Origin of the sequence: Paenibacillus rhizolycopersici (assembly GCF_014947195.2) — a bacterium.
Taxonomy (GTDB): Bacteria; Bacillota; Bacilli; order Paenibacillales; family Paenibacillaceae; genus Fontibacillus; species Fontibacillus rhizolycopersici.
In genome coordinates, this window is the sequence record NZ_JADCNN020000020.1 from 23060 (window position 1) to 40544 (window position 17485).

The following is a 17485-nucleotide window of genomic DNA, read 5'->3' on the forward strand; positions in this document are numbered from 1 at the left end:
GTTAGTTACCTCTGAACTCTGTACGGATTTTTGGATCAAGCCAAGCCAACAAAATATCCGAGATCAACGTTCCCAGCACGGTGAGCAACGCCATAAACAGCAGCCATGATCCGGCTAAGTACATGTCTTGGCCCAGCAGGGCATTGTACATAACCGGCCCTTGGATCGGAAGATTCAGTACGATCGCGGTAATGGTCGAACCCGTAAAAATGGAAGACAGCGACCAGCCGAGCGTACTTACGATCGGGTTTAAGGCAGCGCGTGTCGGATATTTGAACAGAATTTTCAGATTCGATACGCCCTTCGCGCGGGCGGTTACGATATTCGGCTTATTCAGTTCGTCGAGCATCTGGCCTCTCATGACGCGGATCAGATCCGCGGTATGGGCAATCCCGATAACGATGACCGGGATGATTAAGTGCTTCATCAAATCGACGACTTTATCCATAGACCACGGCGCATTGACATATTCGGGCGAGAACAGTCCCAGCAACGGGTCCCCAAACCATTTGTAGGAGAAGAACATCAGAATTATAGCCAGCAGGAAGTTCGGTGTCGCCATGCCGATAAAGCTGATTCCCGAGAAGAAATAGTCCCCTGCGGAATACTGCTTCACGGCGGTATAGATACCGATAGGGATCGCAACGATATAATGAAAAAACAACGTAACGAACGAGACGACGAGCGTAAGGCCCATATACTGCTTGACAACATCTAGAACCGGTTTGTTGTAGCTAAACGAAAAGCCGAAATCGCCGTGCAGTACGATTTTTTTGATCCAGACCGCATATTGCTCGTATACCGGACCGCTTAGCCCCAGGTTATCTCTCATCTCATCCATTTCCTCCGCCGTCATGTTGTCGCCCGCGGCCGCCATTTGCGCCGCATAGGTGGACACGTAGTCCCCGGGAGGCAGTTGGATAATATAGAAGACGATAAACGAGATCAGGATGACGACGGGAATGGCCAATAAAATGCGCTTGAGAATATATTGAAGCATCTGTGATCTGTCCCCTCCAATGCGATTTCGCGCGTTCCCGGCATGGAGACGCGGCAACGTGAAACTTGGATTCCCCGCCGCCGCCTCCCTGTGTTACCGAGTTACTGCTTCAGATAAAACTGCGCCGGATGCCCGTGACCTAAGGAACGGAATTCGTCCGCCCACACGGCCTTCTCGGGAACATTCCGCATCTTATTGCTGGCCACAACCAGCGTCGGCGTCGGACCGGCGTAGCCGATCACCCATTGATTATCCATATGAACTTTATAGATCTCGCCGGCTATGCGGTTGATCTCATCCTTGGAGTTGCTGGCTTTCAGTTGTGACCAGAGCTCAAGGATTTTGGCGACATCGCCTTCCGGCTTCACGCCCTCTTTGCCGCCCGACTCCGTATACAAACCGTAATGTCCGAACCATGGCGTGATAACGCGCAGCGGTACGAGCGTATCCGGACGGAATGCAACGTTCGCCACGGAAATCGCTTCGGTGTTAATGGGGACTTCATTCGCGTACTTCATATCCGTAAACGCGCCGGACTCGACGACCTTGACGTTAAACTTCAATCCCATATCTTCGAAATACTTCTTCAACAGCTCCAAGAAGGAGTCTGCGTTCGTACTCGATTCAATATCAGTCAAGGTAAGATCCGATCCGTCCGGGAACGTGCGGAAGCCATCCTTGCCGCGTTTCAAGCCAATTTCATCCAGCAACTGGTTCGCGCGGTCCGGGTCGAACTCGGCCCACTTCTGTGCCCATCCCTCCTGGTAGCCGAACACGCCTTCCGGAACAGAAGCCTGAACCGGGTCGGCGATGCCGTTGGTCACGATTTCGGTTATCTCGTTGCGATCAACCCCGATCGAGAGCGCCTCGCGGAAGCGGATATCCTGGAACAGCTGGCGCAGCTTCGGATCTTTCGTGGTCTGGTTCAGCTGGATACCCGCACTCGTCCAGCTTGGCTGCGTCCACGGCAGGACGCGGAAGTCCCCCTTCTTCTCGTTTTCCTTCAGAATCGTAAAGTCTTTCGCGCCGTAAGTCGCCAAATTATAGTTGCCAGCCAGCGTACCGAGCAGAATTTGGCTCGGATCTTGAACTTTCGTCACGACAATGCGATCCAAGTAAGGCAGTTGATGGCCTTCGGAGTCGGTTTTCCAGTAGTACGGATTGCGCTGCATCACGAACTGGTCGCTATTCGGATCTGTGCTTGCAACCCAGGCGCGCAGCGTTGGAATTTGTGGGTGCAGCCAGTAGTAGTAACCGGTATCAACGAGAAACGCTTTCGTATCCTCATACCCCCATTCCTTGGCAATTTCAGCTGTTTTCGCCTCGCCGACGAACTCTGGAAGAATTGTCTTGTGGAAGTGTGCCGGCGCGAAGAACCACTTATTATCAATCGCGACCCGCTCGAGGAATTGCACGCTCGGATACTTGTGCGTAACGGTGAACGTATAGTCGTCAACCTTCTTCACTTCGGCCAGCGCTTTCTCACCCGTTATCGGATCAACCGAATAGTAGGCGTCATAGATCTTCTTGCCGAACGTTTCCTTGGTCAGCATGTGCTCCCAATAAAACAACACGTCGTCGGCCGTAAACGGCACGCCGTCCGACCATTTCATGCCTTTACGCAGATGGATCGTGAACACCGTGGAGTCCTCATTCACCTCGTAGCTCTTGGCAACGTTTGGCTCAACCCCAGTACCGTCCGCGTTGAAGCGGAACAAGGCTTCCTCCGTCGGCTGTCCGACGGCCCATTTGTCGCCAGGTCCCGTCCAAGCCATCGTCCAGTCTCCGCCGTATTGGCCGATTTCCTGGGCGACCTGCTCGACCATAACGTCCCCTGCTGCCGGCATCCGCTCTTCCAGCTTTGGCAGCTTCCCCTCCTCCACGAGTTTAGCGAGCGCGGGAGCTTCCTTACTGTTCGCACTGACACCGCTAGCCACGGGCTTCGATTCTTCGGCCTTCTGGGAATCGTTAGACTTCGCAGTGTCGGGCGCCGCCGCGTTATTCTCATCGCATCCCGCGAATATGACAGCTATCGTTAAAAGAAGTGCCCACAACATTCCGGACTTTTTCATATAACCCCTCCATTAATGATTTAACGTCCTGTCCTGCTCCTTCTTGCTGTCACTTTAACACTTCGCGCGCTCCGGCCTCACCTCCCCAGCTGTTAGGAGTAGCTTCAAATAGGTCCTTATCCGGGCCGTTGGATTGGGATCTTTGCTCACCTCGTTTAATGTAAGCGCTTTACATTATGGTTTAAGCAAAATTCATTCGATTCTAAATGAAGTGATGCGCACTGCGTCGGTGTTTGGAAAAGGCAATGATGTCTGGCAAGATGCATTTCATGCGGAGATTATGATGGGTTCGACTAGATGGTGTGTGGGAATTACGATGGATAGAACGAAATGCGTTGGTGTGTGGAGATTGCGATGATGTAGGTTGGGCACGATGCCCTAGGCCGGCCTTAACGGCCGGCGGCTTCGTGCAGTGATGGACCTGTGGATTCCCGGACGACGAGCTTGGGTTGCATCACGATCCGTTGTCTGATGGCGTCTGTCACCCCGTCCGGCGAAGAGAGGAGCAAGCCGAAGGCAAGCTTAGCCATTTCATCCGTCGGCTGGGCGATCGTTGTCAGCGACGGGTTCGTGACGGTTGATAAAATCGTGTTGTCAAAGCCGATGATCGACAACTTCTCAGGAACGCGAACGCCGCATTCCCTGGCCGCCTGCAACGCCCCGATCGCCAGCATGTCATTGCAGCAGAAGATCGCCGTTGGCGGATTCGGCCCGCCAAGCAATAACTCTGCCGCTCGTTTGCCGTCCTTGATCGTGGAACGGCAGGCGACGATCCGTTCATCGTCCAGCGTTTTGCCCGCCTCGAACAAGGCAAACCGAAACCCTCTCACACGCTCTTTACTGCTGCTAAATTTGGCGTTCTCGGACAAGATCGCTATGTTCTCGTGCCCCAGCTGCAGCAGATGTCCGGCAGCCAACGAGCCGCCTTTGAAGTCATCCGTCAGCACGCTATGCACGGCGATGTCCGGCGTCTCCCGGGCGATCATGACGATCGGAACGGAATTCTCGGACAGTTGAGCGATGATGTTCGCGTTTTCCACACCGGTGCCAATCAGAACGCCGTCGACGCTTTTCTGCTCCAGTAGCTTGATATACTTCTCGATGCGTTCATCATTATTATCCGTGCTGCACACGATCACGCTGTATCCTTCCTCATGGGCCATGTCCTCCACGGCCCGGGCAATTTCGGAGAAGAACGGATTCGACACATCGGGAATCAGAAGCCCCAGCGTATACGTCTTCTTCCCCATCAAGGCGGAAGCGATGACGCTTGGCTTGTATTGGAGACGGTTCATCACCTTAAATATTTCTTCTCGCTTCTTCTTGCCTACGTTGCCTTTGCCGTTAATGACGTTGGAGACGGTCGCAATGGACACTCCCGCTTCCTTGGCTACGTCGTAAATCGTTGTCGCTTTCATACCCAACCTCGTTCATAATCGGATGAATTCGTACGAGCGTTGCCGCTCTATTGTGCTATTATCCGATGATTTCTTTCCCTTTGCAAATGTTCATTCTTGTCTGTCCTCACGCGTGCGCAGCGGATCAAGCGTCCATGCGTGGTCCGGATCGTTGTGAATCCTCCAAACGCGAACAGGGCCGGCCATGACGTTAAGATAGTAGACCTCATACCCCGGAGGCGCAGATACCGGATGATACCCCTTTGGCACGAGCACCGTCTCGCCGTTCTTCACCGCAAGCGTCGAGTCGAGCGAGCCGTCGTCCGTGTATACGCGTTGAACGGCAAACCCCTGCGGCGGATTCACCCGGTAATAATACGTCTCCTCCAGAAGCGATTCATCCGGCAGGGCGTCTTGGTCGTGCTTGTGCGGGGGATAGCTGGACCAATGTCCCGGAGGTGTAAACACCTCGACGACAAGCAGGCTGTCCGCGGATTGCTGTTCGGGCAAAATATGGTGAATATCACGTCTCGTCGCGCCTTCTCCCCTGACTTCGACGCGGATATCCTCCGGCCCAATCCAGCGCGCCGGATGGCCGCCGTTCCGATCCGGCGCATGGCAGATCGCCAGCTCCGTTTCGGTCAAAGCCTCGACTTGGTACCGATTGCCGCCCGGCACGTAAACTGCATGCGGAGGAATGCGTTCGAATACGCTCATTCGCTCGCCGATCGCCTCCCACGTGGACTCCGCGGTAGATACATTTACCTTCCCTTCCAATATGACGAGGCAGTACTCGCGTTCCTCCGTATCCCTTTCGATTCTCTCCCCAGGATTCAGCCGATGTACGTCAAACCCGACATAACTCCAACCGGCAGACTCTGGCGTAACCGATAACAAGGGGTGTTCCCCCGACACTCCCGTGTCGGGACGAACGATCAAGTTCGACATTCCCTCATCTCCCTTCGCATCCGGCATGGATGGATCCGGCGATGTCCAGCTCCGACAGCTTGACAATTCGGCGCTCCCGGAGCGACAGCTTCGCCGCCCGAGCGATCCGCTCCGCTTGCCAGCCGTCCTCCCCGTTAACCGGAACCGAATTGCCACTTAGCACACTGTCTACAAATTGCTGCGTCTCCAGCACGTAGGCCTCGTTATAACGCTCCAGGAAGAAGTGCAACGGCTTGTCGCCATGCACGCCTTCCGACGTGCTGAGTGCCACCGTATTTGCGTGATCGTTGTCAGCGCTGGCCGCTCCAAGGTTGCCGAACGCTTCCACGCGCTGGTCGTAGCCGTACGCCGCTTGACGACTGCAATCGATGACGCCAAGCGCACCATTTGCGAAGCGCAGCGTCACGACGGCCGTATCGACATCCTCGTATTTCGCAAATACAGGGTCGACGAGCACGCCGCCGTATGCGAACACTTCCTCTACCTCGCTGCCGGACAAATAACGCGCCATATCAAAGTCATGGATCATCATATCCATGAAGATACCGCCGGATACCGCGATATAGGATTCCGGAGGCGGACTCGGGTCGCGGGACGTAATTTTAATGAGGTGTACATCGCCGATCGCTCCCGACTCGACATGCTCCCGAACTCGGCGGAAATTGTGGTCAAAGCGACGATTGAAGCCAACCTGCAGCTTCACGCCGGCGCGGCGCACTTCCTCCAGCGCTTCCTCCGTCTGCCGGATATCCATGCTGATCGGCTTCTCGCAAAAAATATGCTTGCCGCTTCTCGCGGCGCTCTCGATGAGCGGAACATGGCTGTCTGTGGACGAGCAGATAAAGATCGCATCGATATCGGGATGATGAATAATCGCGTTGCTGTCGGCCGTTACGATCGGAATATCCCTCTCCTGCGCCCATTCCACCAATTCGGCATTCGCGTACAAATCGCTGATTGCGACGACCTCCGCTTGCTGCAGCTTTCTCAGATTATCGACGTGGATTTTGCCGATTCTCCCGACACCGATGACGCCAATCCTTATTTTGTCCATGTAGTCTCTCCCCCTGCTTCAGCCTGGTCACGACCAGCGAGCGGTCACCATTTTTTTGCGCGTATAAAATTCGACCCCGTCTGTGCCGTTCGCATGCAGGTCGCCGTAGAATGAATTCTTGTAACCGGAGAACGGGAAAAATGCCATCGGAGCAGGAACGCCCAAATTGATTCCAAGCATTCCGGCGTCGATCGTCTCCCGGAACTTACGAACGCTGGCGCCGCTGCTCGTGAACAAGCAAGCGCCGTTTGCGAACTCCGAGCGATTGGCGATCTCGACCGCTTCCTGGAGCGTCTCGGCCCGCATAACCGACAAGACCGGCGCGAATATCTCCTCCCGGCCGATCGCCATCTCGCCGTTCACCCGATCGAAGATCGTTGGGCCGAGGAAGTAGCCATCTTCGCTGGCCGCATCAACGCCGCGACCGTCTCTGACGAGCACTGCTCCTTCGGCGACGCCGCTTTCGATATAGCGGATCGTCCGTTCCTTGTGCGTCTGCCGGATGACCGGGCCAAGGAACACGCCTTCGTCGAGACCGTTGCCGATCGTTATCTTATCTGCGGCGGCGGACAGCCTGGCGACGAGGTCATCCGCGATCTTGCCAACGGCGATGACAACGGCACAAGCCATGCAGCGCTCACCCGCCGAGCCGAACGCCGCGCTCACGATTTCCTTGACCGCAAGGTCCAGATCCGCGTCCGGCATGACGATCGAATGGTTCTTGGCCCCGGCCAATGCCTGAACGCGTTTGCCATTTGCCGCGCCGGTCGTGTACACGTATTCGGCGACCGGCTGCGATCCGACGAACGAGATCGCCTTGACGCCGGGATGCCGCAGCAAACCGTTCACGACATCATGCGCGCCGTGTACGACGTTCAGTACGCCTGACGGTAAGCCGGCCTCATGAAACAGCTCAGCCAGTCGGTTCGCCAGCAGCGGCGTCCGCTCGGACGGCTTGAGCACGAAGGTATTGCCGCACGCGATGGCTAGCGGGAACATCCAGCAAGGTACCATCATCGGGAAATTAAATGGCGTAATGCCGCCAACGGCCCCCAGCGGATAGCGGTACATGCCGGATTCAAGGTTGGAAGCGATGTCCGGCAGCTGTTTCCCCATCATGAGCGTAGGCGCGCCTGCGGCGAATTCCACGCACTCGATGCCGCGCAGCACCTCACCATGGGCTTCGCCGAAGCTTTTGCCGTTCTCCAGCGTAATAAGTCGGGCCAATTCATCCCAATGCTCTACGAGTAGCTGCTGATACCTGAACAGCACTCGCGCGCGTCGCGGGACGGGCGTCTGGCTCCAGGCCGCGTAAGCCTCCGCCGCGGCGGTAACCGCCACATCAACATCCGCCGGCGTGGATAACGGTACCTTCGCCAGCGATTCTCCCGTTGCCGGGTTGTAGACATCCTCCGTCTGGCTGGATGCGGACGCAATCCATTGTCCGCCGATCCAGTTCTTAAGCGTTGAGTTCATAGCCCATGTTCTCCCCGTTTCTATAGGCCGGCACACTTCGCGTCAACCGGCTGTAATTTCCCCGCGCTCGCAGCGCCGGATGTAATCCTCAACCGCCGCGGCGGTTGGCATCGCGTCCGAACAGCTGTGACTCGAGATGACCATACTCGCCGCCGCCCCGCCAAAAGACATGCTCCGGGCAACGTCCCAGCCGGACATCAGGCCATGGATGAAGCCGGAAGCATAGGCATCGCCCGCCCCAAACGTCTTAATGACGTTCGCTGGATACGACGGAGCGCGATGCTCCAGACCATCCTTCGTATAGGCGATGGAGCCCTCCTTGCCATGCTTGATGACGACGAGCTTTGCACCGCGCTCGAACCACTTGGCTGCGGTGTACCGGTCACTGCGGTCCGAATCACGTTCAAATCGCTCCAGGCTGTCGAATTCCTCGCGGGTGCCGATAAGGATGTCGCTTTTCTCGGCGACAAGATGGCCGTACACCGCCGTCTCCTCCGGCGAACGCCAAGTATAAGGCCGATAGTCGATATCGAAGGCTACCGGAGTCCCGTGAGCGTGGGCATACTCCAGCGCAACGAACACCGCCTCCCGCGACGGAGTTGCGGCAAGCGCCGTACCCGAGATCAGCAGCACTCTGCTGTCCGAGATCAGCAACTCGTCAACCTCCGTCGGACTAAGCTTCAAATCGGCAACGTTATCCCGATACATCAGGATGCTGCAATCGGTAGGACTCTTGATTTCGGTGAACGCAAGCCCGGTTACCGCGCCGGTGCGGTCTGTCGAGACAGCGCTGTCGTCGATCCCGTTATCCCGCAGGTACGAACGAATGAACCGGCCCATCTGATCATCGGCCAACTTGCCGATGAATGCGACGCGCCGACCAAGCCGGCTCATGCCGATCGAAATATTCGCAGGCGAGCCCCCGACATACTTGGTGAACGTCATCGTCTGCTCCATCGGGCGGTTGATTTCGTTTGCGTTCAAGTCAATACACAGCCGCCCGAGCGCAGTGAGGTCGAACCTCCGATTCTCCGGGAACAGCGAAACCAATGTTGTCATGCCAGATCCCCTCCTTGAACCGGATTCAGCGAATGCAGATAGGCAAGCGCCCGGGCAGCGTATTCACGCGGCGGATGTTCCGCCGGATCCTGCTCACCCTCGAGCATGGCCCAGCCGTTGTAGCCGCGGCCGACCAGTTCGGCGAGGATGGGCCGAAAGTCAATGCAGCCATCGCCCGGGACGGTGAATACCCCCTCACGAATACAGGTGACGAAGTCGGAGCCCGCTTCCTTCGCCTGGCGCAGCCTGTCGGCGCGCACGTCCTTCAGATGAACGTAGGCAACACGGTCGTAATGCTTGCGGAGCAGCGTCAGAGGGTCAGCCCCACCGTACAACGCGTGACCGGTATCGAACAGCAGCCACACGGATTCCGGATCGGTCAGCTCCATCAGCTTGTCGATCTCTTCGGGCCGTTCGACGACAGTACCGCCGTGGTGGTGGTACGTCAGCTTCAGCCCGTAGTCGCGTGCAATTTGGCCGGCCGTGTTAAGCCCTTCGGCCAAGCTCTCCCATCCCGCATCGTCCAGCGGAATGATGATCCGCTCATTCGGAGTGCGACGCGGATCGAAGTGCAGGGAGCCGCCCACTTCGCAAGTGCTGATGACTTCGGCATCCATTTCCTTTAGAAACTTTGCGTGCTCCCGGTACGCCTCCAATTCCTGCTCGCGGTAGACCGGATCGGAGAACAGCACCGACTTCCATTGCGAGACAAGCCGGATTCCGCGTCCGGATAATTCTTGCTTCAGCACGCCGGTCTCGGTCGGATACTTTCTCCCCATCTCCGTCCCCGTCAAGCCAAGCGCCTGTATATCATCCAAGATTTGCTCGTACGTGGTGTCGTTTCCATGCTCCTTGACGTCTTCTCCAACCCAATTAATTGGATGTACGCCTAAGCGAAATGAAAAGCCTGCCATCGCGATCCCTCCCGTTGCGTCTCCGTTAATAAGCTCTAGCCTGTTGAATGCGTTCGCTCATTGCTTCGCTAGCCTTAACGACCCGCTCGCCCGTCGAGACGGCGGGAACACCGACGTTCCACCAGGACTCGTAGCCCCCCGTATTCGTGCCGGGCAACACCGCGACCTCAATCAGTGTCGTTCGCGTCTCCGCCTGTGCCAGGCGGAGCGCCTCACGAAGCTCTTCCGCGTTCGACGCTTTATAAGAAGCAGCTCCGAGACTACGGGCATGCGCCGCATAATCGATCGGAAGCGGTGCGCCCGTGTAGCGGCCCGTGCCGCCCTCCCGATAACGGAATTCGTTGCCGAATCCGTCGCTTCCATGTTCGCTTTGTAAGTTGTGAATGCACTGGAAGCCGTGGTTATCAAACAGCAGCACTGTGATTTTCCGCCCCTCCTGCAAGCTGGTAAGCAGCTCGGAATGAAGCATCAAATAGCTGCCGTCCCCGACCAGGGCATAGACGTCCCGCTGCGGATCCGCAAGCGAGACCCCGAAGGCGCCGCTCACTTCATAACCCATACAGGAGAAGCCATATTCCAGATGGTAGGCATCCGATTGGGACACCCGCCACAGCCGCTGCAAGTCACCGGGCAGACTGCCCGACGCGCATACAATGACCGCGCCATCGCCAATCGTCTCGTTGATCACCCCGAGCGCGCGCGTCTGTGCGAACCCGGCCTCATGCTCCAGTTCATACAGACGGTCGACCTCACGATCCCATTCAGACTTGTGCACTTCAAGCTCCGTTTCGCCGTAAGCCGGAGTGTACCCCGTCTCCACCAATAATTCCGCAAGCGCCGGCAACGTCGCCTTCGCGTCTCCTGCTAGCGGGATACCGTCCAGCTTGGCGCCGTCCAACCGACTGACGTTCACATTCACAAATAACGCGTCTTCTCGGTACGCCGACTTGGACGCGGTCGTGAAGTCGGAATACCTCGTACCGACCCCAATAACAAGATCGGCCTGATGCGCGAGCCGATTCGCGGCCAGTCCGCCGGTTACCCCCACACCGCCGACGTTAAGCGGGTGATTCCAGGGCAAGACGCCTTTGCCCGCCTGGGTCACCGCCACCGGAATGCCAAAGCGCTCCGCGAAGGCCGACAGCTCCGCCTCTGCCCCGGAATAACGCACGCCGCCGCCCGCGACGATGATCGGCCGGCACTTGGATGCGATGACTTCCGCCGCCCGGCGGAGAGCATTAGTAGACGGACATTGGCGTTCGATCACATGCACCCTCTTGTCAAAAAACGCCGCCGGGTAATCATAAGCTTCCGCCTGCACGTCCTGCGGAAGCGCAAGGGTTACCGTCCCCGTGTCCGCCGGGTCCGTGAGCACGCGCATCGCGTTCAGCGCCGCAGTCATCACCTGCTCGGGACGAACGATGCGATCCCAATACTTGCTGACCGGCTTGAAGCAATCCGTCGCCGCGATCGTGTAATCATGTCCCACCTCCAATTGCTGCAGCACGGGGTCGGGCTGCCGGGAAGCGAAGTTGTCGCCGGGCAGCAGCAGCAGCGGAATGCGGTTGACCGTCGCCGTCCCGGCTGCGGTCACCATGTTCAGCGCGCCAGGACCAATCGACGTCGTGCACGCGTAGATGCGCCGGCGGCGCGATTGCTTCGCAAACGCGATCGCCGCGTGAGCCATACCTTGCTCGTTCTTGCCTTGTACGAACGCGAGGCTTCCGGGGCTGCGCTCCAGCGCCTCGCCGATGCCGGTTACATTGCCATGGCCGAATATACCCATAACACCGGCAACGAACTTCATCTCAACACCGTCGACGGAAACGTATTGACTGTCCAGAAACCTCAGCAACGCTTGTGCCATTGTAAGCCGGATCGTCTGCATTTCGTCCTCCCACCCATTCATTAATCGCTTAAAAATATAACGCTTTCAATTATTTAAAATTTGCCCTATAGTAATTATGTAAAGCGCTTAATTCACTTTTTACTACAATTTTTAAGTAAACGCAATCATTTTTTATTTGGGAGGATGATAAATTTGAGTCATTCCCTGGAAGCCGCACATTGGGAAGCGGCCCTGCGTTATGCACCCGACCTTTATTTCGATGTATTGGAACCTTTCAAGCCGGATCGCGTTGGGGTCACCGTCTTCGAGGCGACCGCCCCGTCCCCTTCCTTCGACCGGGTCGTGGAAGTCGACGGCTCACAAACGATGATGGCGATCGAGTACGCGATCTATTGGGACTATGACATTCAACATCTGTATGAGCTGGAGCATGTCTGGATCTTCGTTGGACCGGACGGGGACATCGTCCACTGTGAATGCAGCTCCCACGGGCATCGACTGATTGGGCTGTTGCGGGACCGCAGCAATTTGTCCTCCGACGGACGCGTCCAGCTGTTCTCCCAGCCGGGCAAGCATGCCATGTCGCCGATTGCCGAGTTCTTTCGACTCATGCCGACAGCGTCTTCGTGCTGCATGGAGGACGCGGGCAACGACGGCTTGCTGGAGCCGGCCATGTTCCGCGGCGAGCTCCGAACGCGTCCGGACTCGGATCTGCTTGCCAGGCGATGCCTGCAGCAGTACCGCTTTCAGCCCTCGTTCGAATATGCGCTTCACGCGTGGGACCCGTCGTTATTCGTGTCTTGGGAACAGCTGCGCCGGGAGATTCCGATCCGGCTGAACGCATTGCTGGCGTCGCTCGCGGGAGAGTGAGCCGACAAACCGAATCAACCCCGGCATCGATTCACGATACCGGGGTTGGTTGACTTGGGCAACAAATTCGATTTATTGAGTGAAGCGCTTAACAAACTATTTTATGTTTTGATTCACCCAAATAGAACAAAAAAATTTATCGTCGCCTGTCTCTTCCCCGGTTTAACCGGACCGCGGACGGCGTCCGAAAGTCTGCCCAAATCCGCGGGACAAGCCGCCTAACCACCGAGCCGTCAGCACGCCACAGACCGCGCCTGTCGGTAGGCCCCAAAGCGGCGGAAACAGCTTGGCGCCAAGCGCCGCTGTCAGTACGACGACTGCCGGAAGCAGCAGCAGCGTCATTGCCGGGGCCGCGCTGCGATAGGCAAGCGATTCCTCCAACGGGAGGATCGACATGAGCTCACGATCAAAAAAGGCCCTCCGGTGGCCGCCCAGCCAATACATCAGCAGTAGAAGCATTGCGGCATAAACGATTAGATTCACGGCGGGATACGGCGGCAGCACGACGGCAGCCAGCCCGGCCAGCGTCATCTGGGCGTACAGCTTCCATTCGCTCCCGCGAAAGAAAGCTTTGACAAGCGCCTCGGCGATGCGGGCCTCCGGCTTCCGCGAGCGCGTCAAGCGGCGCAGGCGGCGGAACAGCCAAGGTTTGGAGCCGCCGGGCCGGGGCGCTTTCGGCCGCTCGACGGCCGAAGCGAGGAGCAGCGCGGTCAGCATTGTGCGCTGCCGCTCCTCCTCGCGCACTTCGGCGTCAAAGCGGCCCCGCAGGCGGAAGCGGAGCCATCCGAGCGCGCCGGCAAGCAGCGCAAGCACCGGCAGGGCAACTCCGGCCGCCAATCCGGCCGGCCGCCCGGTGCCCGCCGCAGCAGCCCAAGCGGCCCAGGCCCCGAACCCCGCCGCCAGCGCCGAATACGCCAGCGAACGCAGCAGGAGATGGCGCCAGCCTGTGGTTAATACGCCAAGCAGTTGCTGAATCAGCATCTGCACGATTTTTGCGGCATACGCTACCGCATATAACCCGGCAATGTCCGCCCAACCCATTCCGTAAACGCGAACCAACAGCGGGCTAAGCACGGCGATGACGGTTGCCAGCATGATGGCCTGAACGGCGGAGCTGGCAGCCAACCCGCGCAGCATTAATTCCGTGATCCACCGCGGGCGCTGCCGTAGGAACAGCACGTCAGCCGCTTCAATATAGAAGGAAATCCCTCCGCTGCTATACAGGAGTAGCAGCAACAAGATCGGGATAAACGGATAGGGCAAGTGAGCCAGCCAAGCCGGAAGTCCTTCCCGCCACAACCCATAATACGCCCGGCCGCCCAGCAGCAAGCCGGGAATGCCGAGATATAAAAGAATGATCCAATCAAACGTAAACTTTAGAACGCCCAACTTCTCCCGGAACCGATCGCGCCAGCGCCGGGCGAATAAACGCCGAGCCGTCATCCGTGTCATGCTCTTCAATACTCCAGCCCCTCTCTCCGCTCTCTGCCGTATACCGACATCGACCTCAAGTTAAGGCGTCGAAACAATCGAATAAGGAAGCGCTCGGCATGTTCGCCGCCGTCCGAATGTCGTCCAGTGAACCACTCGCCCTGACCCGGCCCTCCGAAATGAGGATCAACTCGTCGCAAATTCGTTCTGCCGTGTCCAACACGTGCGTGGACATCAGCACACCGGCGCCGCGGCGCCGCTCCTCCTCTAATAAGCCGAGAAAATCCTTGGTCGCCCGCGGGTCTAGTCCGATGAACGGCTCATCGACGATATATACATCCGGACGGCCGAGGAACCCGATCATCAGCATCATTTTCTGCCGCATCCCCTTCGAGAAACCACCCGGCAGCAGGTCCCGCGATTCGGTCATGCGGAACTTCTCCAGAAGCGCCCCAGCCTCCCGCACGAATTCGGGCTCGTCCATTCCGTATACGGCGGCGGCCAGCCCCAAATGCTCCCATAACGTCAGCGTATCATAAAAAACCGGTTGCTCCGGAATATAGGCATAATGATTCGCCTTGCCGTGAAATTCCACCGTGGCGTCTGCAAACGGAAGTAAGCCAAGGATTGCCTTCAGCGTCGTACTCTTCCCCGCCCCGTTTGGCCCAATGAGCCCGGTGAGCACACCGGGCTTGACAGCGAGCGAGATATTTTTGATGGCGGCATTCCCCGTCTCATACCCCGCTTGATCAATGTTCACTTCCAACCATGCTTGAGCTTGTTCCAAAAGAATCTCCTCGAATCTATGAGTCATTTCTTCCATTATAGTTCATCATGCGCTCTTGTACATGTCCGCGGCGCGACCGGGCAAACCTGCCGACGTTACGCCCCGATGGCCGGTTCGACTGCCACGCGGTCCCGCTTCATGATCGCCGGGGCAATCGTCAGCAACAGGAAACCAATGGCGGCCATCAGGCATCCCGACAAAATGAAGGCCGGCTCCGGCCCAAAGGCGGTGACCAGCGAACCTCCAAACAGCGGTCCGATCAACGTTGCGGTGGAAGTTAAGCTGGATACCGTTCCAAACACCCGGCCAGTCACAGCCTCGGGGGTCCGCTGTTGCAACATGACCTGAAACGGAATAAAGGTCATGCCGGCACCCAGTCCGGCAAATGCAAACAACGTCAGCATCAGTGCGGTCACCCCGTCGGTATGGGACAAGCGGCTTACGATGAAACCTGCTGCCGCAAACACCAACCCTAGCATAGCCCCGCCGAAACCCATTTTGAACAAAGGGGCGATGCGAAGCCGCTGCGTAAACCAGGCTGCCGTCAGGGTTCCTACCCCGCTAAACGTAATGCACCAGCCAAGCAGGTCATCGGACACCCCCGGAATCTCCCGAAACAGGACAACCGCTTGCGAGTCGGCGATTTGCAGGACGAGCAAGGTGGCACACAGGATCAGGGTTCCGAAGGCGAGCAATGGAATCCCTCCGATAATTTTGGCGCCGGCCGCCATTTCCGTCCAAAAACTTTGCTTGTTTTTGGCGGAAACCGGTTCCCCCGCTTCTCCCTCCATCGACTTCAACTGCTCCGCAGCCTCCCGCAGTTTACCCGGAACCTTGCTTAACAACAGCGCCGAAACGAGAAAGGTTCCCGCATCGACAACAAAGCACACCGTGACGCTAAAGGCCGCGGTCAGCATGCCGCCTAGGGCTGGCCCGATAATCTTGGTGCCCTGCTCGATGATTGCGCTGTAGGAAACGGCCTGATCCAGCTGCTCATGCGGCACGATTTCCTTGATTTTGCCGTTCTTCGCCGGGGAGAAGATCACGTCCAGAATCCCTTTGGCAATCAACAGGACGTACACCTGCCAGATTGCCGTCACGAATACGAAGCCCAGCAGGACCACAAACCGCACGAGATCCGAGAAGACCATCAGCTTCTTGCGTTCGATTCGGTCCGCAAGCATCCCGGCCAACGGCCCTCCCACGAGAACAGGCAGCACCATAAAAAGAGAAACCATCGTAATTTCCCAAGGCGTGGCTTGCCACTTCAGGCCAACCATCGTCAGTAACGCGAGTAAATACAGCCAATCGCCGATATTGGATACCAGTTGCGCCGACATCAGCGCTAAATAGGCGCGATTTTGCAACAGTCCGGACTTTTCACGGCTTTTCGTCTTATTCCCGAATCCCATCATTCTTCCCTCATCCCCTACTCCAAACGATTATGAAGTTATCTTAATGAATCCGAAGGGGCAATCCATCCGTCTGGGGACGGATTCGTCCCCTGTGCCGCAGGCTGAAATTTACAGAGGTCGCAAGGCGCAACGATAAACATTTATTTCCATTAAAAAAAGCGCAAATTGTGATAAATTATATTTTTTTTAATTCTGAAGTGTTTTAAGATTACAATAATTCGACCATGTAAAAAGATTCACAAATATAAAGTAAGGGCGGGATGCACATGATGACAACCGAAGAACGCGGAACGGACTTGTCGCTGCATTTGTACCGGGTTTTTGCCAAATCATTTAAGAGCGTCAACGAACACGCGGTCACGGGGAGCAAAATCCAGGGGTTTAACCCGACGGCTTTCGCCGTCCTGGAGGTTCTTTATTACAAAGGCTCACAGCCGATTCAGCAAATTGGGGCCAAGCTGCTGCTCCAAAGCGGCAACGTGACTTACGTGATCGACAAGCTTGAGGCAGCAGGCTTGCTTCACCGGACGCCCTGTCCGCGTGACCGGCGCGTGATTTATGCCGAGTTGACGCCGAAAGGCAAAGAGTTGATGGATCAGCTGTATCCGGAATTTTCCGATCGCATCGACCATGCGCTTAGCGGGTTGAACGACGAAGAGAAGCAAATTATGATCGAACTGCTGAAGAAAATGGGCCGCGAAGCCGAGAAGCTCGCTCCCCTGTTGCGCAAATAAGACAAAAAGGCTGTAGCCGAGGTCATCGTAACGATGAACTTGGCAACAGCCCTTTTGTGAAGATCCGGGAGCAATTTCAAATAGAATAGAGTGATGTAATCACCTTATTTCGCCGATCTCCCTAGATCCAGGCAAAATAAGGTGATTTTTTCACGTTATCCAGGTAAAAAAGAGTGTGATTCGCCGACCTATGCCCAAATAAGGTGAAACCATCACTTTATTTGAAGCTTGAATCGCCACCCCCGCCTCAATAAGGTTAAAAAATCACGTTAAGGACGGAAGCCTAACTCCCTATACTAATGGCTTGGATCCATATCCTTGTTGTGATCGCGATTGTTGATGTCCCGGTGCCGGCGGTCATTTACCTTTTGCTGCATCTGCTGAGCCTGATGCGCATTCACCGGGGTCCGGTCCAAATCCTCAACCACGTTAGTCAAATTTTTGTCGATACCCGATTTGCTTCGTGCCATCGCGTTTGT

15 protein-coding genes are annotated in these 17485 nt (G+C 56.7%); 2 read left to right on the forward strand and 13 right to left on the reverse strand.

The genetic code is table 11. The annotated features are described in order from the left end of the window. Nucleotide 1: 1 nt before the first annotated feature. From IM700_RS18090 to iolD, 9 genes are all read right to left on the reverse strand, one after another. A complete protein-coding gene (locus IM700_RS18090) occupies nucleotides 2-1000 on the reverse strand; it encodes an ABC transporter permease (RefSeq protein ID WP_193416607.1) in 999 nt (332 codons plus the stop codon). Nucleotides 1001-1101: 101 nt separating this feature from the next. Further along, on the reverse strand, nucleotides 1102-3072 hold the full coding sequence (locus tag IM700_RS18095) for an ABC transporter substrate-binding protein (protein ID WP_193416608.1): 1971 nt from the start codon (nucleotides 3070-3072) through the stop codon (nucleotides 1102-1104). A 389-nt stretch (nucleotides 3073-3461) separates the two neighbouring features. Then, complete coding sequence (locus IM700_RS18100; protein ID WP_193416609.1) at nucleotides 3462-4490, reverse strand: LacI family DNA-binding transcriptional regulator; 1029 nt, start codon at nucleotides 4488-4490, stop codon at nucleotides 3462-3464. Nucleotides 4491-4580: 90 nt separating this feature from the next. Then, nucleotides 4581-5417 carry a 5-deoxy-glucuronate isomerase gene (iolB, locus tag IM700_RS18105; RefSeq protein ID WP_193416610.1) on the reverse strand — a complete coding sequence of 279 codons (837 nt, stop codon included), beginning with the start codon at nucleotides 5415-5417 and terminating at the stop codon, nucleotides 4581-4583. Between the two features lie 4 nt (nucleotides 5418-5421). Then, nucleotides 5422-6471, reverse strand: a complete 1050-nt coding sequence (gene iolG, locus IM700_RS18110; protein WP_193416611.1) for an inositol 2-dehydrogenase — start codon at nucleotides 6469-6471, stop codon at nucleotides 5422-5424. A 27-nt stretch (nucleotides 6472-6498) separates the two neighbouring features. Further along, the gene (locus IM700_RS18115) at nucleotides 6499-7947 is read right to left on the reverse strand and encodes a CoA-acylating methylmalonate-semialdehyde dehydrogenase (RefSeq protein ID WP_193416612.1); all 1449 of its coding nucleotides are present in this window, start codon (nucleotides 7945-7947) and stop codon (nucleotides 6499-6501) included. Nucleotides 7948-7989: 42 nt separating this feature from the next. Continuing rightward, a complete protein-coding gene (gene iolC, locus IM700_RS18120; RefSeq protein WP_193416613.1) occupies nucleotides 7990-9006 on the reverse strand; it encodes a 5-dehydro-2-deoxygluconokinase in 1017 nt (338 codons plus the stop codon). Next, a complete protein-coding gene (gene iolE / locus IM700_RS18125; protein ID WP_193416614.1) occupies nucleotides 9003-9920 on the reverse strand; it encodes a myo-inosose-2 dehydratase in 918 nt (305 codons plus the stop codon). The genes iolC and iolE overlap by 4 nt, the downstream gene beginning before the upstream one ends. A 25-nt stretch (nucleotides 9921-9945) precedes the next feature. Beyond that, nucleotides 9946-11808, reverse strand: a complete 1863-nt coding sequence (iolD, locus tag IM700_RS18130) for a 3D-(3,5/4)-trihydroxycyclohexane-1,2-dione acylhydrolase (decyclizing) (protein WP_193416615.1) — start codon at nucleotides 11806-11808, stop codon at nucleotides 9946-9948. 153 nt (nucleotides 11809-11961) lie between these two features. Here iolD and IM700_RS18135 point away from each other — a divergent pair, with 153 nt between their 5' ends. After that, complete coding sequence (locus IM700_RS18135) at nucleotides 11962-12639, forward strand: hypothetical protein (RefSeq protein ID WP_239484033.1); 678 nt, start codon at nucleotides 11962-11964, stop codon at nucleotides 12637-12639. A gap of 162 nt (nucleotides 12640-12801) precedes the next feature. On the opposite strand, the gene IM700_RS18140 is transcribed toward IM700_RS18135, so the two are convergent. The 3 genes from IM700_RS18140 to IM700_RS18150 form a co-directional block, all read right to left on the reverse strand. Continuing rightward, a complete protein-coding gene (locus IM700_RS18140) occupies nucleotides 12802-14091 on the reverse strand; it encodes an ABC transporter permease (RefSeq protein WP_193416617.1) in 1290 nt (429 codons plus the stop codon). A gap of 55 nt (nucleotides 14092-14146) precedes the next feature. Further along, nucleotides 14147-14857 (reverse strand): ABC transporter ATP-binding protein, encoded by a 711-nt coding sequence (locus IM700_RS18145; protein WP_272491480.1) that lies wholly within the window; start codon nucleotides 14855-14857, stop codon nucleotides 14147-14149. A 95-nt stretch (nucleotides 14858-14952) separates the two neighbouring features. Then, the gene (locus IM700_RS18150) at nucleotides 14953-16269 is read right to left on the reverse strand and encodes an MFS transporter (RefSeq protein ID WP_239484034.1); all 1317 of its coding nucleotides are present in this window, start codon (nucleotides 16267-16269) and stop codon (nucleotides 14953-14955) included. A gap of 269 nt (nucleotides 16270-16538) precedes the next feature. Here IM700_RS18150 and IM700_RS18155 point away from each other — a divergent pair, with 269 nt between their 5' ends. Continuing rightward, the gene (locus IM700_RS18155; protein ID WP_155607251.1) at nucleotides 16539-17006 is read left to right on the forward strand and encodes a MarR family winged helix-turn-helix transcriptional regulator; all 468 of its coding nucleotides are present in this window, start codon (nucleotides 16539-16541) and stop codon (nucleotides 17004-17006) included. Between the two features lie 296 nt (nucleotides 17007-17302). On the opposite strand, the gene IM700_RS18160 is transcribed toward IM700_RS18155, so the two are convergent. Next, nucleotides 17303-17476, reverse strand: a complete 174-nt coding sequence (locus IM700_RS18160; RefSeq protein WP_167521246.1) for a hypothetical protein — start codon at nucleotides 17474-17476, stop codon at nucleotides 17303-17305. Nucleotides 17477-17485 lie beyond the last annotated feature (9 nt).

Coding starts and splice junctions, on each gene's coding strand:
- iolB (WP_193416610.1), bottom strand. CDS start 5,417: ATGTCGAACTTGATCGTTCGTCCCGACACGGGAGTGTCGGGGGAACAC.
- IM700_RS18090 (WP_193416607.1), bottom strand. CDS start 1,000: ATGCTTCAATATATTCTCAAGCGCATTTTATTGGCCATTCCCGTCGTC.
- iolG (WP_193416611.1), bottom strand. CDS start 6,471: ATGGACAAAATAAGGATTGGCGTCATCGGTGTCGGGAGAATCGGCAAA.
- IM700_RS18160 (WP_167521246.1), bottom strand. CDS start 17,476: ATGGCACGAAGCAAATCGGGTATCGACAAAAATTTGACTAACGTGGTT.
- IM700_RS18150 (WP_239484034.1), bottom strand. CDS start 16,269: ATGGGATTCGGGAATAAGACGAAAAGCCGTGAAAAGTCCGGACTGTTG.
- IM700_RS18100 (WP_193416609.1), bottom strand. CDS start 4,490: ATGAAAGCGACAACGATTTACGACGTAGCCAAGGAAGCGGGAGTGTCC.
- IM700_RS18115 (WP_193416612.1), bottom strand. CDS start 7,947: ATGAACTCAACGCTTAAGAACTGGATCGGCGGACAATGGATTGCGTCC.
- iolE (WP_193416614.1), bottom strand. CDS start 9,920: ATGGCAGGCTTTTCATTTCGCTTAGGCGTACATCCAATTAATTGGGTT.
- iolD (WP_193416615.1), bottom strand. CDS start 11,808: ATGCAGACGATCCGGCTTACAATGGCACAAGCGTTGCTGAGGTTTCTG.
- IM700_RS18140 (WP_193416617.1), bottom strand. CDS start 14,091: ATGACACGGATGACGGCTCGGCGTTTATTCGCCCGGCGCTGGCGCGAT.
- IM700_RS18095 (WP_193416608.1), bottom strand. CDS start 3,072: ATGAAAAAGTCCGGAATGTTGTGGGCACTTCTTTTAACGATAGCTGTC.
- IM700_RS18155 (WP_155607251.1), top strand. CDS start 16,539: ATGATGACAACCGAAGAACGCGGAACGGACTTGTCGCTGCATTTGTAC.
- iolC (WP_193416613.1), bottom strand. CDS start 9,006: ATGACAACATTGGTTTCGCTGTTCCCGGAGAATCGGAGGTTCGACCTC.